15 protein-coding genes are annotated in these 16801 nt (G+C 58.6%); 13 read left to right on the top strand and 2 right to left on the bottom strand.

The window, feature by feature from the left end:
• Positions 1-100: 100 nt before the first annotated feature.
• A complete protein-coding gene (locus GXP70_RS20625; protein WP_162358575.1) occupies positions 101-562 on the bottom strand; it encodes a hypothetical protein in 462 nt (153 codons plus the stop codon).
• Positions 563-1170: 608 nt separating this feature from the next.
• On the opposite strand from GXP70_RS20625, the gene GXP70_RS20620 reads away from it, so the two are divergent.
• From GXP70_RS20620 to GXP70_RS20560, 13 genes are all read left to right on the top strand, one after another.
• Positions 1171-1917 (top strand): phytanoyl-CoA dioxygenase family protein, encoded by a 747-nt coding sequence (locus GXP70_RS20620; protein WP_162358574.1) that lies wholly within the window; start codon positions 1171-1173, stop codon positions 1915-1917.
• Positions 1918-2062: 145 nt separating this feature from the next.
• Positions 2063-2920, top strand: a complete 858-nt coding sequence (locus GXP70_RS20615) for an AraC family transcriptional regulator (RefSeq protein WP_162358573.1) — start codon at positions 2063-2065, stop codon at positions 2918-2920.
• 230 nt (positions 2921-3150) lie between these two features.
• Positions 3151-4293 (top strand): metallophosphoesterase, encoded by a 1143-nt coding sequence (locus GXP70_RS20610; protein WP_162358572.1) that lies wholly within the window; start codon positions 3151-3153, stop codon positions 4291-4293.
• 330 nt (positions 4294-4623) lie between these two features.
• A complete protein-coding gene (locus GXP70_RS20605; protein ID WP_162358571.1) occupies positions 4624-6921 on the top strand; it encodes an alpha/beta hydrolase family protein in 2298 nt (765 codons plus the stop codon).
• A 75-nt stretch (positions 6922-6996) separates the two neighbouring features.
• Positions 6997-7425 carry an RbsD/FucU family protein gene (locus tag GXP70_RS20600; RefSeq protein WP_162358570.1) on the top strand — a complete coding sequence of 143 codons (429 nt, stop codon included), beginning with the start codon at positions 6997-6999 and terminating at the stop codon, positions 7423-7425.
• A 236-nt stretch (positions 7426-7661) separates the two neighbouring features.
• Positions 7662-8555, top strand: a complete 894-nt coding sequence (locus GXP70_RS20595; protein ID WP_162358569.1) for a polysaccharide deacetylase family protein — start codon at positions 7662-7664, stop codon at positions 8553-8555.
• Between the two features lie 107 nt (positions 8556-8662).
• Positions 8663-9805 carry an endospore germination permease gene (locus GXP70_RS20590; protein WP_162358568.1) on the top strand — a complete coding sequence of 381 codons (1143 nt, stop codon included), beginning with the start codon at positions 8663-8665 and terminating at the stop codon, positions 9803-9805.
• On the top strand, positions 9750-11174 hold the full coding sequence (locus tag GXP70_RS20585; protein WP_162358567.1) for a spore germination protein: 1425 nt from the start codon (positions 9750-9752) through the stop codon (positions 11172-11174). The genes GXP70_RS20590 and GXP70_RS20585 overlap by 56 nt, the downstream gene beginning before the upstream one ends.
• Positions 11144-12307, top strand: coding sequence for a Ger(x)C family spore germination protein (locus GXP70_RS20580; RefSeq protein ID WP_162358566.1), 1164 nt, complete (start codon positions 11144-11146; stop codon positions 12305-12307). Before GXP70_RS20585 ends, GXP70_RS20580 begins: the two co-directional genes overlap by 31 nt.
• Positions 12308-12467: 160 nt before the next feature.
• Positions 12468-14654, top strand: coding sequence for an alpha-galactosidase (locus tag GXP70_RS20575; protein WP_162358565.1), 2187 nt, complete (start codon positions 12468-12470; stop codon positions 14652-14654).
• Between the two features lie 130 nt (positions 14655-14784).
• Entirely contained in the window at positions 14785-15174 is a 390-nt protein-coding gene (locus GXP70_RS20570) for a phage holin family protein (RefSeq protein ID WP_162358564.1), read from the top strand.
• 159 nt (positions 15175-15333) lie between these two features.
• Positions 15334-15837, top strand: a complete 504-nt coding sequence (locus GXP70_RS20565; RefSeq protein ID WP_162358563.1) for a YhjD family protein — start codon at positions 15334-15336, stop codon at positions 15835-15837.
• Positions 15838-16043: 206 nt separating this feature from the next.
• Entirely contained in the window at positions 16044-16433 is a 390-nt protein-coding gene (locus GXP70_RS20560; protein WP_162358562.1) for a cytochrome C oxidase subunit II, read from the top strand.
• Positions 16434-16506: 73 nt separating this feature from the next.
• Here the strand turns inward: GXP70_RS20560 and GXP70_RS20555 are convergent, their stop codons facing one another.
• Entirely contained in the window at positions 16507-16764 is a 258-nt protein-coding gene (locus GXP70_RS20555) for a hypothetical protein (RefSeq protein WP_162358561.1), read from the bottom strand.
• Positions 16765-16801 lie beyond the last annotated feature (37 nt).

The following is a 16801-nucleotide window of genomic DNA, read 5'->3' as shown; positions in this document are numbered from 1 at the left end:
GCAGACTGAGTGCATTGCGTTAATCTATCGCGACTCCGGCAGCAACCGGATTTTCGAGGGAACGAACGAAATGATCCGCATGCTTACTGCTGCTGCCCATTCAGGATTGACAGGACGGCATGCTTTCGCGGCCGGGCTCTGCTTGCCGAGGCAGTCCGCTTGCGGACTGCGCCGCGGTATCTCTCATGCGGCCGTTATTCTTTTGCGGAGCGGCGCTCGAGATCTCGCCGACAAAGTTACCGTTACGACGGCTTTCCATGCCGCAGACCGGCGGGAGTGCCGATAAAGCTGCCATTCGGGCAGCTTTTCGCGCCGCAGACCGGCGGGAGTGCCGATAAAGCTGCCATTCGGGCAGCTTTTCGCGCCGCAGACCGGCGGGAGTGCCGATAAAGCTGCCATTCGGGCAGCTTTTCGCGCCGCAGACCGGCGGGAGTGCCGACAAAGCTGCCATTCGGGCAGCTTTTCGCGCCGCAGACCGGCGGGAGTGCCGATAAAGCTGCCATTCGGGCAGCTTTATGTTATCGAGAAAGTTCGATGCCGCATATGCCGCTTCTATATACAAGGACAAGATCCCTCTCCAAGGCAGGCGGACAGAGGTTCCGTTATTTTGGGGGAAATCGGGCTTTTGGGGCAGCGAACGGACACAGGATCCGTTAAGCTCCCCGAATGATATCGAAAATAGGCTAATCAGCCGCTATAGCGGATCTCCTGTCCGCCAGAACGCAAAAACACGTGATAAAGAAGCGAACAACGGATCTCCTGTCCGCTTCCTTGCATCAACGGACGCGCCGTGAGCCGACCGTCATGAAGCCGGCCGGTTCTAAACGGACCCGGCAGTCCATGCCACGCCGGCGAAACGGCAACAGGATCTTGTTCCTGCTCCAGGACGCAGGTTGTCACGAGTGTGCTCGAAGCAGGTGATATGCATCTCAACACTCTGAAGCTGCATTGCCTTGCGGGTAGCTTTACAAGCCGCAGACCGGCGAGAGTGCCGACAAAGCTGCCTCCAAGGCAGCTTTTCTCGCCCACAACCGGCGAACCGAAGATAAGCATACTATTCCGGTGAAGAAGAAAAGCGCTTTCGCGGCATTGGCGTGATAATAAGGGCAAGGCATAACTTATAACCCGTGAATCGCGCGGTAACTAACCAATACGCAGGAGGCGGAACATATGTCCAATATCACGAACGGCAGATTGACGCAATCGGAAGTGGATTATTACAACGAGCAAGGTTACCTGTTGTACAAGAACCAGCTGTTCGACGCGGAGAAGCAGGCCGAGTTGTCGACGATTTTCGAAGAGCAATGGGAGATGGTCGGACGGCGGCTCAACAGCGAGCTGGATACGCCGCATTTCCGCGACGAGCGGCTGTTGAAATTCCTGCTCGCCGACGAGGTGCTGGATCTGGTCGAGCCGATTCTCGGACCGAACATCGGGCTGTGGTCGAGCCATTTTATTTGCAAGGAGCCGCTGATCGGGAAGCAGACGCCATGGCATGAAGATTCCGCGTATTGGAAAGGCCGGCTGGACCGGTTCGACAAAATCGCCACCGTTTGGCTCGCCATCGACCCGAGCAACAAGGAGAACGGCTGCATGCGCGTTATTCCGGGCACGCACCGCAACGGGTTCTCCGATTACGAAGCGGTGAACGAGAACGAGAATATTTTCTCGTCGCAGATCAAGAACATCGACGAATCCAAAGCGGTGTACTTCGAGCTGGAGCCGGGCCAATGCTCCATCCACGACTCCCGGATCATCCACGGCGCGACGCCGAACAAGAGCCCGAACCGCCGCTGCGGCTACACGATGCGTTACTTCTCGACCGAGGCGAGAGTGCTTCCCGAGAAGAACCCCGGCTTCAAGATTTGGCTGGCGCGCGGGAAAGACGTGGCCGGGAACCCGTTCGTGAACGTATAAGCGCAAGACATGCAGGCTGTCCATCGACAGCCTGTTTTTATTCAGCGGCACAAGGAGCACGGATGCGGTACCCGCAGCGAGAAACATCAGGTATAATCGAACCAGGCGAGAACGATGGAATCCATGCGAGAGGCGGCGAGGACGCGTGAGCGGCGCGAGCGTATATCAGGGACCGGAACGGCTGTTGAACGAAAGCTTCATGACCCAGGCTTCGCCTGTCCGCTTGTTCAAGCATCGCGTGGACGGACGCATCGATACGCATTGGCATGAATTTTTCGAGATGGGCTTCATTGTCAAGGGGAGCGGCACCCATGTGCTGAACGGCGTGCCGATGCGGCTTGGACGCGGCGATGCCTTCCTGCTGACGCCGGCCGATTTTCACAGCCTGGAGCCCGATCCCGGGGAAACGCTGGAGCTGTACGATCTCATCTTCAGCGATCTATTCATCCGCGATCCGCTGCTGGAGCTGCTGTTCGAGCGGGGGATGCATCATACGGCGGGCTACGATGCGGCGGATACGGCCGCTGCTGAGCGGGAATTCGAGTTGATCTGGGCGGAGTTCGCCGAGTGGCGGGCAGGCAGCGATATGCTCGTGCAGGGCGGCGTGGAGCGGCTGCTCATTCAGCTGTCGCGCAGGAGCGGGGAGGCCGGCAAGGATCAGGGCGGCGGCCATGCCGTGAACCAGCCGATACAGCCGGCCGTCCGCAAAGCGCTGATCTACATCCAGCATCACTTCCGCGACACGATTACGCTGGAATCGGCGGCGGGCAGCTGCGGCTTGTCGCCGAACTATTTCAGCGAATGCTTTCGCAAAGGAACCGGCGTCACGTTCCAGACGTACGTGCAGGAGCTGCGCATGCAGTTCGCCAAATCGCTGCTGAAGGCGACCCGGCTGCCGGTGACGGAGATTTGCTTCGCTTCGGGCTTCAACACGCTGCCGCATTTCGAGCGGGCGTTCAAGAAGCGGTTCGGGGCTTCGCCGCGCGAACTCCGCAAGCAATAAAACGGCCGCTGCGATCCATACAGGCCGGCTGCGCGACCGTCGCGCGGCCGGCCTTATTGCTGCCGCGGACTGCGAAGTCCGCGTGAATGGCGGCGCCGGGCAATTTCGCATTTCCGGCATGAAATCGCTATACTAATAGAGTCAGGTCACATAGAGTCAGGTCATAGAACCTAGAGCCAGGCCGATAGAATCGGATTGGGATTACGTCAGGATGGCGGGGAGGAACCGGTATGCGCAGATTACCGCGGCGATTGATCATCTTCATTGGAGTTTTTACGGTTTTGCAGGTGTATGTGGGGTGGCATTTGAAGTGGTTTCTCACAGCTTGGCTGGACTGGCGGGGAGCGGCGTTCGAAGCCGTGTTCTGGCCGGTTTTCGCGGTGCTTACATACAGCTACTTGATGTCGAGGATGCTTCGCCGGATACTGCCCAAGCCGGCCGCGAAAGGCTTGAAAGTGATCGGCTCCTATTGGTTAGCCGTGTTCGAGTACGCCGTGCTGCTGCTGCCGTTTGCGGATTTGGCGGCGTGGCCGCTGCGCGCATCGTCCTTATCGAACGCCGACGCGATCTTGATCGCCGGAACGGCGGTCATCGCGATCCTGCTGGCCGTTCTGCTCCGCGGCTCGTGGAACGCCTGGATGCCGGTCGTTCGCGAATACGAGATCGCGATTGCGAAGCGGGCGGGCGAATTGGAAAAGCTCCAAATCGTCGTCGCTTCCGATCTGCATGTGGGTACGACCGTGAGACGGCGTCACATCGCCCGGCTCGTCCGTATTGCGAATGGGCGCCAGCCGGATTTGATGCTGCTCGCCGGAGACGTGCTGGACGATGACGTGGAGCCGTTCATCCGCCGGAACCACGGGCAGCAGCTGGCGCAAATCGCAGCCAAATTCGGCACCTACGCGGTGCTTGGCAATCACGAGCATTACGGAGGCGGCACCGAAACCTACGTGCCGGCGATGAATGGGCTCGGGATGCCCGTGCTCCTGGACGAGGCCGTATCCGTCGCGGACAGCTTCTATCTCGTCGGCCGCAAAGACAAAACCGACCGCGCCCGGAAATCCGTCGCCGAGCTGTTGGCCGGCCTGGACCCGGATAAGCCGGTCATTCTGATGGATCATCAGCCGTCGGCACTGCGGGAGATCGCCGACGCCGGCGTCGATGTGTCCGTTTCCGGCCATACGCACCGCGGCCAGATGGCGCCGAACCATTGGATCACGAGGAGGATCTTCGAGCTGGACTGGGGGTATAAGCAGATCGGCCGGCTGCATGCCTTCGTTTCCTCCGGCTTCGGCACATGGGGACCGCCGATCCGCATCGGCAGCCGATGCGAGATTATTGCCATTACCGTCCGATTCGGCTGCCAGGAGTGACAACAAATTCGTATTGGTCGAGGCTCTGAATCGTCGTATAATGGACTGGATTCCCTACGATTCAATCGCAATGGTGATGACCGCAACGAAGGTTAAGAGATTCGAGCTGCATGTCCGATAAGAGAACTGCGATCGAAGAGAGCATTACGAGCGAAGAGTTAGCTTCGGTAGATAGCACTAGGTCAGATAGAGAGCATCAGCTCAGATCATATAGTCATAGACATCGTATAGTCATAGACTAGCAGGTAAGCATTGCGAGATTAGCGCTTCATATACAGCCTACAGTATGGCTTTACAGCCTTTCCACGACGCATCGACGAGGAGCTGCTTATGGATCTGGAACTGGAAACTTCATATATGCCGCTGCCGGTGCCTCCGCAGAGAGATTCGCTGTGGAAGCGGGCTGCAGCATGGTTTGTTCGCCGGGGCAGGATGACGCTCCGGTTCGACACGCAAGTCTGGCGCGCGGGCATCGTGGGCCTCTGGGCCGTGTTTTCCGCATTGCTGGCCGTGACGGCGCTCGGCATGCCGACAGGTCTCGGCGCCGTCTTCGATGCGGCGCTCTTCGTGCTGGCCGGCACGATCGCGATGGGCGCGGCCGGGATCGTCGCCGCCTTCGCGCTGTCGATCTGCTACGTGCCCGTGCCGCGGCTTACGATCGGCATCGCGGCCTTCGCCGGCTATGCCGTCTGGTTTATCTGCGACAAAGCGAGTCTCGGCGACTGGATGTCGCTGGCATGCGCCATCGTGCTGCCGGCCATCGGTTTGGCCGGCGGCTTGTTCGTCGGCTTGCTTATCCATCGGCGGGTGCCGACGGCGATGAAAATCGCGCTCGTCGTCGTCATTGCGGCGACCGGTCTTAGTTTTGACAAATGGCCGATCAATGTATACGGGGACGTGCCGGCCGACGCGCAGCTCGTCACGGCGGAGCCGGAAGTCGCGCAGATCATGGCGGACAACCCGGCCGATGACGGAACGTACCCCGTGAAGTCGTTCACGTACGGCAGCGGCACGGATACGAAGCGAAGCGAATTCGCCTCCGGCGCGGCGTTGAAGTCGGCGACGGTCGACGCTTCGGCGTACATCCACCGCTGGAAGTGGCTGCGCAGCTTGTTCTGGGGCTTCGACGAAACCGAACTTCCGGTTAACGGCCGGGTTTGGATGCCGGAAGGCGACGGACCGTTCCCGCTCGTGCTGATCGTGCACGGCAATCATCTGATGGAGCAGTTCTCGGACGACGGCTACGCTTATCTGGGCGAAATGCTGGCAAGCCGGGGCTTCATTGCGGTATCGGTGGACGAGAATTTCCTGAACTATTCGTTCTGGGGCAATATCCCCGACAATGATTACAAAGTCCGCGCATGGATGCTGCTGAAGCATTTGCAGCAGATCGCAAGCTTCAACGATCAGGCGGGAAGCCCGTTCTATCACCGGGTCGACCTCGGACAAGTGGCGCTGATCGGCCATTCGCGCGGCGGGCAAGCCGTCGCCATGGCGGCCGACCGGTCGAAATGGTTCGCCAAGGACGAGACGCTTGCCGGCATGGACAAGATCCATATCCAAGCCGTCATTGCCATCGCGCCGACCGACATAAGCATCGACAAGCAGCAAGCGCAGCTGAAGGACACGTACTATTTGTCGCTGCAAGGCGCGAGCGACGGCGACGTCGATTCCTTCGGCGGCGAGCGGCAGTATATCCGCACCAGGTTTACGCCGGGATCGGATCGGTTCAAGTCGACGTTATACATCGGCGAAGCGAATCACAGCCGGTTCAATACGAGCTGGGGCACGATGGACGACAGCCTGCCGGGCGGACTGCTGCTGCGCAAAGACGAGATGATGGATGCCGGCGACCAGCGCCAGGTGGCGAAAGTGTACGTATCGGCGTTCCTGGAGACGGCGCTGCACGGCAACGAGCAGTACAGACGGCTGTTCAGCGATTATCGCGCCGGCGGCGAATGGCTGCCGGAAGCGACCTACATGAACCGCTACGAAGACGGCAGCTTCGTGCCGATCGCCCGGATCGACGGCGATTACGACAAGGCGAAGCTGGACAACGGCGTAACCGCCAAAGCGGACCGGCTGCAGTGGACCGAGGAGGCGGCGGAGGACCGCAACGGCAACGATAAAGGCACGCGCGGCGCGGTGCTGCAGTGGAAGCAGGGCGACGGAAGCTATACGCTGGAACTGCCGCAATCGTTCACGGCGTCGTCCGCGCAGGAATTCGTTTTCAACATGACGAATTTGGAGAGAGATCTGCCCGGTTTCGATGAGAATGCGCGGAAGAGCGGCGGTTCGAGCATTCCGCTGCCGGATATCGACGTCGAGCTCGCAAGCCGCAACGGCGCCGTCGTGCGGATGCCTCTGTCCGATTTCAAGGCCGTGACGCCGCTTCCGTATACGCATTTCACGCTGTTCCCGTGGATGGAGAAGCGCGCCATGAACGGCAAGTACAAGGAGCCCACGGAACCGGTGTTCCAGACGTACAGCTTGCCGCTCGACCGGTTCCGGTCGGCGGAGAGCGGGTTCGATCCCGCCCGCTTGTCGCGCATCACCTTCTATTTCAAGAGCGACCAGGGCAAGGTGATGCTTGACGATATCGGCATCGCCAACGTGCTGCCCGAATGAAAACCGCCTGCGTGCGCTTGATCTCGCTTGCGAACGCTCTGTTCCTTATCCATTATTCATGAGGAGGAATCATTCATGCTGCTTGGCATTCCCAAAATCATTTCCCCGGAGCTGCTTAAACTGTTGATGGAAATGGGGCATGGCGACGAGATCGTGCTCGCCGACGCCAACTTCCCGGCGGCAAGCCACTCGCAGCGGCTGGTCCGCTGCGACGGCCACCCGATTCCGGAGCTGCTGGACGCCATCCTTCGGCTGTTTCCGCTCGATCAGTACGTGGACAAGCCGGCCGCGTTGATGCAGGTCGTTCCCGGCGACACGGTGGCGACGCCGATCTGGGACGTTTACGGCTCCGTGATCGAGGCGCGGACCGGACTGAACGCGCCGTTCGAAACGGTGGAGCGCTTCGCGTTCTACGAGCGGGCGCGCGGGGCGTACGCCATCGTCGCTACCGGCGAAGGCGCCCAATACGCCAACATTATTCTCAAGAAAGGCGTCATCGTGTAAACGCGAACTACGTTCTTCATACTTCGCTTCATAAGGATGCAATCACTTCCCGGTGACTGCGTCCTTATTTTTATTTCCGTCTTTATTTCCGTATCTTTATTTCCGTATCTTTATTTCCGTATCTTTATTTTCGTATCGTTATTATTTCCGTATCTTTATTTCGATTTCATTATTTTCGCTCCTTATGTTCGTTCTAATATGTTCGTTTTTATCAACTCATTACGGGAGGGCCATCCATGATTCGTAAAATGGGCTATACGGCGAGTGACCGGTTGTTAATCATCCATGCAGACGATTTCGGCATAACGCAGGGCACCAACGAAGCCATTGTTAACTTGTTCGAAGAACAATCGATAACGTCCGCATCGATTATGATTCCTTGCCCGGATTCCGCTGAAGCTATGGAGCTTAGCAAGCGAAGCGGGATAACGAATATTGGCATCCACCTTACGCTTACAAGCGATGAATCAAACCCTTACACGCCTGTCTGCGCTACAAGAAAATTGACGAGCCTGATCACCGCGGAAGGCTGCTTTCACGCGGATGTGTCCTTCTTCGAGCGAAATGCCGACGAGCAGGAGGTTCTGTTGGAAATGGAAGCGCAGATTCAAAAAGCCATCTCGCAAGGCATCGATCCGACCCATCTCGACAGCCATGCGGGGAGCGTCATGGGATTATTCGCGGGCCGGGATTTTTTAGAACCGGCATTTGACTTATGCGGCAAGTACCGGCTTCCCTTTCTTTTACCTGCCAGGGCAGCGGAACAACCGTTTTTCAATCCGGCTCAGCAAGCGATGTTTCAGAATAGAATCGCTTCGGCAAACGAAAGGGGAATCTTGTTAATCGACGATATCGTCTCGCTCCCTTATTGCTGCACGCCCGTCGTGGCATACGGCAAAATGAAGCAACAGTTAGCCGAAATAATCAAGAACACGAAGCCTGGAATCACCCAACTGACGCTGCATCCAGCCCGAATAACCGATCGGTTACGAACGATAACGAGCTGTTACAGCGAGAGAGAATTGGAGTATCGTCTCCTGAATGATCCTGATATGCAACAATTGATCGACAGGGAACGGATTACTCTGATCTCGTGGAAAGACCTTCGAGACCTGCAAAGAAGCATGTAGCATGCCCATCGTAACGGAACTCGTGATCCAACATCAGGTCAGCCGAGTTTTTTATGCCGGATTTGGCAAAACTATGCCAAACCAACAACCGGAGGCGATGCTGCCCAATGAAGGAAAGATCGCTCGGCCACTGGCCGGTCTTCATGATGATGTCGCTGTCCGTCGGACTGTCGTCTCATGTGATCGTCCTCCCTGCGGTACTCGACGTCAGCCGCCGGGATGCATGGATGTGCTCGATGCTGGCGTTCGCCGCGATCCTGCCTTGGCTGTCCGTTATCATTAGCGGCACGATGAAACGAACGCAGCAGGCCAGCATCCGCGTGTGGCTCCGAACGAGGATGACCCCGATCGGCGCCTGGGTTCTGGTAGTTCCGATTCTCGTCTTCTTGCTGCTCACCAGCTTACAGTCCTTCGCCGAGACGACGGCCTGGGCGTCGGCCACGTTTCTGCCGCTGACGCCGGATCTCGTCGTGCAAAGCGTCCTGATGATATTGATCGCGTTCGCGGCGCTCAGCGGCTTGCGCGCGATCGCCTACATGTCCTGCTTGCTGCTGCCGGTCGTCGTCGTCCTGGGCGACTTCGTCATGAGCGCCAACATGCCGCACAAGGACTACAGCAATCTGCTGCCCATGCTGGAGCACGGCTGGGGCGGACCGCTGCGCGGCATGCTGTACGCCATCAGCTGCGCGATGGAGGTCTTCCTCTTCCTATTCCTGCAGCACTATATGAAAAACTGCGTCAAGCTGTGGCAATTGGTCGCGTTCTGCGCCTTCATCATGCTGCTCATGCTGGGCCCGACCATCGGCGCCATTACCGAATTCGGACCGATCGAGGCGGAGAAGCTCCGCTACCCCGCCTTCTCGCAGTGGCGGCTCGTATCCATCGGCAAATATTTCGAGCACGTCGACTTCTTCGCGATTTTTCAATGGATGTCGGGCGCCTTCATCCGCGTTGCGCTCGGGCTGGTGCTGATGATGGAGCTGATCCCGATTCGGAAGCGGAAAGGCCGTCTCTGGTTCATCGGTGTCATCTGCGTCGTTTACATCGTCATCGTGCAGCAGGCATCGCCGCGGATGATCAAGACCGAGCATGTTATCGAGCTCATATTTCTCGTCGATCTATGCATTATCGTGCTTGTGACGACCGTAATCTGGCTGCTATCGTTCAGCGGGAAGCCGAAGAGGAGGGAACGGGATGACAACGAGCAGCAAGCGCCAAGCGATGAAGCCGGATACGCCAACAACCTGTGATCGGCTCCGCGCGCAGCTGGAGCGGTGCGGCGACGTGACCGTAAGACGAGTCGTCCGCCGCGGAGACGACGAGACAGGCAGGCTTCACTACACCGTCTTCTACGTGCCGGGGATGGTGGATTTCAATTTCGTGACGACCTTGTTCGGCAGCGACGGCAGCCTGCTGCTCGATGAGAAGGTCAATCCGCTCGTCGAACCGATCGAAGTCGGCGAGGCCGGCAAGCCGTTCTTCGACCGGCTCTTCGCCGGGGATATCATGCTGCTGGCCGATTCGACAGGCAGCGCGTATGCCATCGAATGCCCGGGACAGCCTTCGCGGAGCATCGAGGAATCGACGCTGGAATTGTCCGTCAAAGGCCCGCGGGACGGCTTCGTCGAAGCGATCGGGACGAACCTGTCGCTCATCCGGACGCGGCTGCGCACGCCGAGACTGGCGATGGAGTGGTTCTCGGTCGGCAGCGAATCGCAAACCCGGATCTGCTTGCTGCACATGGAAGGCATTACGAACCCGCAGGTCGTCGAAGAAGCCAGGCATCGGCTGCGGAACATCGACGTGCTCGTGCTTCACGGCGCCGGAGAGCTGGAAGTCATGATCGCCGACCGTTCCGTCGCGATGGTGCCGACGATCCAATACGTAGGCCGGCCCGACTTCGTGGTGCAATCGCTCATGAACGGGCGTTTCGCGATCGTCGTCGACGGTTCCCCGGCGGCGCTCATCGCGCCGGTCAATATCTCATACCTCGTCAAATCGCCGGAGGACGCCTACCTGCCGTTCTATTTCGTCTCGTTCGAACGGTTGATCCGGCTAATCAGTTTCCTGCTTGCAGGCATGCTGCCGGGATTCTGGCTGGCGCTGCTCGCGTACAACAACGACCAAGTGCCGTTCACGCTGCTGGCAACGGTAACGATGTCCCGCTTCGGGCTGCCATTAAGCCCGCAGATGGAGCTGTTCCTCATGATGTTCATGTTCGAGGTTTTCCGCGAAGCGGGCGTCCGCCTGCCGCGCGCCGTCGGTCAGACCGTGACCGTCGTCGGCGGCTTGATCGTCGGCGACGCGGCGATCCGCGCGGGACTGACTTCGCCGACGATGCTCGTCATTACGGCGGTAACGGCCGTATCGACGTTTACGCTCGTCAATCAATCGCTCAACGGATCCGTGACGGTCATAAGGCTGTTCATTATCGCATTTTCGGCCGTGCTCGGCTTGCTGGGCTTCTTCGTCTCGGTCTTCGCCGTCCTGCTCTATCTGTGCTCGTTAGAATCGTTCGGCATGCCGTACATGCAGCCGCTGGCGCCGATCTCGTTCCGAAAACTGGCCACCGCCGTATTGCAGCTGCCATGGAAATACCGCGCCAAACGAAGCTCATGACGTTCCGGGCGATGCGCCGTCTCTTGCTGGCCGGCCTGCTCGCCGCGCAATGCCTGCTCAGCGGCTGCTGGGATTCCAAGGAATTGGCCGACCAGGCGTTCGTGACGGGCATCGGCGTCGATTATGCGGACGGTCTGTTCATCGTGACGCTGCAGCTGCTGGATTTCGCGGCGATCGCGAAGACGGAGAGCATTACGCCGACGACGCCCAATACGTGGATCGGAACGGGCAGAGGGAAGAGCTTGCACGCGGCGATCGCAAGCTTGGCCTTCACGTCGCAGATCGAGCTCAGTCTGGAGCAGCTGAAGGTCGTCATCGTGAGAGAGCCGGCCATGACCAAGATGGACGAAATTCTCGACGCGCTGAATCGCGTGCGCGTATCGCGGTATACGGCATGGATTTTCGGGACGAAGGAGCCGGTGAGCAAATTATTCGTCTCGAACGCCTTCTTCGAGCGCTCGCAGCTGGCGAGCATGATCTACGAGCCGAGGCTGCTGTACCGGCAGGACAGCCTGTTCAAGCCGGTGACGATGCAGCGGTTCGTGGATTCTTACAATGAATCGGCCGAAACGACGCTCCTGCCGAGCGTTTCCGTCACGACCAAGGCATGGCGCGACCGGGACGGCAATATGCGGATGGAGCAGCTGAACGGCTTGTTCGCCTTCAAGGAGAAGCAGCGGCCGGTGTTCTTCAGCATTAGCGAGGCGCGCGGCCTGCAGTGGGTCAGCAAGCATTTTAACCGTGCCGTCATGACGGTGAACGGGGAGAACGGCGTCGCAAGCATCACGATTCGAAGCCTGAAGCCGCGGCGCATCGTGGAAACCCGGGACGGCAAGCCCGTCTTGAAGCTCGATATCCGCGTCCGCAGCTCGCTTAACGAAATCACCCCGGACATCATGCGCTCGTCGATTGTCGAGAACGCCGAGAAACAGATCGAAGCGGAGGTTCAAGATACGTATGCGGCCGGCGTCAAGAAAGGCGTCGACCTGTATAACTTCGAGGAAATTCTGTATCGTTACCACTTGCCTGCATGGCGGAAGCTGGCGAAGGCCGGCTGGAAGCCGGAAGAGAAGCAATTGCAAGTCAACGTCCGAATCGGCTTGAAATATTCCGGCGTGTTCGAGCTGCGGTAGCCGGCCGGCAATGGAAGGCATCCGATCCGACAAAGCTCCATATGATCGCTAAAAGCGTCCATGTCATGTGCGGCTTGTACGGCCTATACTTGTAGACGTCTGGCATGATTGCCGATTTATGCGGCCAGCATCGTTTATTCCATAGAGAGGATGTTCTGAGATGTCGATAACGTACAATGCCGATAACGGTTTGTTTCATCTGCAAACCCGCTCGATGAGTTACATGTTTCAATCGCTTGGAGGATTTCCGGCCCATGTGTATTGGGGGCGCAAAATAAAAGAAGGCAGCGCGGAGCGGCTGCTGCAGCGCGTCGAGCGCGCGTCGTTCTGTCCGAATCCGGTTCCGGAGGATCGCACGATTTCGCTCGATACGCTGCCGCAGGAATATCCCGGCTACGGCTCTACCGATTTCCGCAACCCGGCTTATGCCGTACAATTGCCGAACGGCACGACCGTGACGGAGCTGCTGTACGTCTCGCACGAGATCCAGGCCGGCAAGCCGGTCTTGGATGGCCTTCCGGCCGTCTACGCCGAAAGCGCGGACGAAGCGGAGACGCTCATCGTCACGCTGGAGGACGGCATCGCCGGGTTGAAGGTCGAATTGTCCTATACCGTCTTCGAAGCGTTCGACGCGGTAATCCGTTCGGCGCGTCTGATCAATGCGAGCGCGGACGTCATGCAGCTGACGCGGGCGCTCAGCTTCAGCGTCGACCTGCCGCATGACCGCTACGAGCTGCTGCAGCTGTCCGGCGCGTGGGCGCGCGAGCGCTACGTCCACAAGCGGGCGCTCGTTCCGGGCGTACAGGCGATCGAGAGCCGGCGCGGTTCCAGCAGCCATATGAACAACCCGTTCTTCGCGCTGCTCGCCGAGGGGGCGACGGAAGACCACGGCGACGTCTACGGCTTCAGCCTCGTGTACAGCGGCAGCTTCGCCGGCGGCGTCGAGGTGGATCAATTCCATACGTCCCGCGCCTATATGGGTATCAATCCGTTCGATTTCTCTTGGCGCCTGGAAGCCGGCGAGTCGTTCCAAACGCCGGAAGCGGTCATGGTATTCTCCCATGAAGGACTGGGCGCCATGTCCCGCACCTACCACGAGCTGTACCGGACGCGCCTGTGCCGCGGCGCATTCCGCGACGCGGTCCGTCCGATTCTCGTCAACAACTGGGAAGCGACGTACTTCGACTTCAACGCGGACAAAATCGAATCCATCGCCAAAGCGGGCAGCGAGCTCGGCCTGGAGCTGTTCGTGCTCGACGACGGCTGGTTCGGCCGCCGCGACAGCGACAACTGCTCGCTCGGCGACTGGGTCGTCGACAAGAAGAAGCTGCCGAACGGACTTGAGGACCTGGCGGAGCGCGTCCGCAGCCACGGCCTTCAATTCGGGCTCTGGTTCGAGCCGGAGATGGTATCCCCGGACAGCGACCTGTACCGGGCGCACCCGGACTGGTGTCTGCACGTGCCTGGCCGCCGCCGCTCGGAAGGCCGCCGGCAATTGATTCTCGACCTGTCCCGCGCGGACGTGCAGGCATATATCGTCGAGGCGATCGGCAGCATTCTCCGCAGCGCGCCGATCACGTACGTAAAATGGGACATGAACCGCAACATGTCCGAAATCGGCTCGGCGCTGCTGCCGGCGAACCGCCAGCGGGAGACGGCTCATCGTTACATGCTCGGCCTCTATAACGTGCTGGAGCAGATCACGACGGCATTCCCGGATGTCTTGTTCGAAAGCTGTTCCGGCGGCGGCGGGCGCTTCGATCCCGGCATGCTGTACTATATGCCGCAGACGTGGACCAGCGACAACTCCGACGCGATCAGCAGGCTGAAAATCCAATACGGCACGAGCATCGTCTATCCGGTAAGCGCCATGGGCGCGCATGTATCCGCCGTGCCGAATCACCAGGTCGAGCGCAATACGCCGCTGAAGACACGCGGCGATGTGGCGATGTCCGGCAATTTCGGCTACGAATTGGATTTGACGAAGTTCACGGCTTCCGAGATCGACGAAGTGAAGCGCCAGGTGGCGCTGGTGAAGGAAGTGCGCGGACTTGTCCAATACGGCAGCTTCTACCGCCTGCTCAGCCCGTTCGAAGGCAACGAGACGGCATGGATGTTCGTCTCTCCGGATCAGCGGGAAGCGCTTGTCGTCCATGTCGTCGTCCTGAACGAAGCGAACGCGCCGCTTGACCGCCTGAAGCTGAAGGGGCTCAACCCCGATTTTCGGTACGAGTGGATCGGAACAAGCGAAGTCGCCGGCGGAGACGAGCTGATGTACGCGGGCGTTGCGAAGGAACGGCCGCATGGCGATTATTTCAGCTCCGTCTATCGCTTCATCGCCAAGTAAACGGAACGATAAAGCCGGTATAGGCGGGTCTTTGGAGAAAACGCGACGGACGGTGGACATTCGAACGGACAACCTGCTTCCCTTCCGCATACATTGTAGGGCAGTGAATGCGGAAGGGAGCTTGGAGAGAATGCCGAATACGATAGTTTGCGGCGCGTCGGCCGTGATCGGTTCTCTGCTCGTCTTCTCGTTCGGAAGGTGGCCTGAATCCCTGACCGTCCTGCTCATTGCCATGGGGATCGACTACGTGACTGGGATCACTGCGGCAATGCGTACGAAGAGAGGACTGAGCAGTACCATTGGAGCGTGGGGACTGGCGCGCAAAGGCATTATGCTGCTGGTCGTTTTGCTGGCCCACCGGATGGATATTTTGCTTGACTTGAACAATATCACGATGGGTGGAACGATCTACTTCTATTTAGCCAACGAGCTGATTTCGATCACCGAGAATTTGGGCGAAATCGGCGTTCCGATGCCGGACCGGCTTCGTCAGCTGATCCAGGTGCTCAAAAAGAAGTAGCGGCGCGCGACGTTCGAAGACCGGGCTATCCTGCAGGGCCATCCTGCAACGGATAGCCTTTTCGTCGTTAACCGCTTTCCGAACCGGCGGATTGCGTTTCGGCATCCGGCTTGTTATAATGGGAACAAACGTTCTTATTATGGAGCTTGGAGGAGACGTATGGTGCTGGATACGGATGCGAGGGCGGCCGAAGCGTCGGCGCAGCCCGGCAAGAGAAGAGCGGTCGTGCGGACGGCCGGGAATCAGGGTCAGGCCGGCAATGAGCCTGCGGCCGTGCCGACGGCCGATGCGGCGAAGGTCGAAACGTCGGCCCGGCTCGGCAAGGAGCTTGCGCTCGTGAAGCATTACGCGCTGCTCGGAATCGTCAATGTCATTCTGGAGCATGATATCCGCGTTGCCGGGACGGCGCCGACCAAGCTGCCGCGGCTGTACGAGTCCATGATGCGCGGGCTGCAGGATCGCGTCCTGCTCGAGCTGGCCGGCTTGCGCATGCAGTTCAAAGCGAGCGGAATCGGCGCCTTCGAGGAGCGGCGGACGAAGGAATCGCTGGCCGCGAGCTATCGCTGCATGGGCTGCGAGCGCTCGTTCTCGATGCCGTGGGCGTTCGTGAAGGCGGAAGCGGAGCGGCTTCTGAAAGGCTATTTTGAAATCAAGCGGCACTGACGAATCGGCGTTTATTGCCGTTCTTCCCCGTCTTGCCGCGGTACGGTAAAATCCGCCAGCGCTGGATGCATTTTGTTCCCGAACGTTCATCGTTTTGTCATAAAGTGAAAAAAGTTTAGCGGCGGACACAGTTTAAGGTTGAGAAAAATGGACGATCTTATGTAATATAAGAAGTAGACATTTGATGAAAAGGGGAGCAAGTAGCAATGCATAAGTGGATTATGTTTGTCGTATTCGTTGCGGCTTCGGTTTTGGGTGTCGTTCTGCTGACGACTCAGCTGCCTTCCAAGCCGGTTGACGAGGCTGCGTCGCTGCCTCCAGGCGAATCTTTATTGAAAGTGGAAGCTTCTCAGGACTTCGTATTTGACCAAAAGGAATATCACGTCAAGCAAGGCGATAAAGTGAAGCTGGAACTCGTGAACAAGAGCGGTATTCACGGTCTTGCCATCCCGGACCTGGGTATCGAGTTGAAAGACGATAAGATGTCTCAGGAAGTAACGTTCGACAAAGCCGGCACGTTCGAAATGCACTGCGCCGTTATGTGCGGCACCGGCCACTTGGATATGAAATCCGTATTGATCGTCGATCCGGCTTAATCGGGATCGGCACGATCGTTGAATACAACAAAAAAGGAGCCCGCGCGGCTCCTTTTTTGCAATCATGGCCCTGTCAATCATAGGAGCGTCGGCGATTACGATTCCTCGCGATGCCCCAGTCGCATATGAAGCCGAGCAGCGCCCAGGAGGCGACCGTCAATACGTACATCAGATAGACATTGACCGTATGAATGTCCACGATCATGTCGGTGAACCAGGCGGGGACGCTGAACATGAACAGCACCATGTTGTGCGGGTCGTAGCCCGTTGAATTGTAAAGGCATAAAGCGACGCCGATGAGCGTTGCTGCGATCGTTACCGGATAACGCATGCGCTGATCTCCTTTGCTGGAAGATTGCCGAATAGCG

The sequence above is a fragment of the Paenibacillus lycopersici genome, from assembly GCF_010119935.1.
GTDB lineage: Bacteria > Bacillota > Bacilli > Paenibacillales > Paenibacillaceae > Paenibacillus_Z > Paenibacillus_Z lycopersici.
This window is presented reverse-complemented; position numbering and strand designations above follow the sequence as displayed.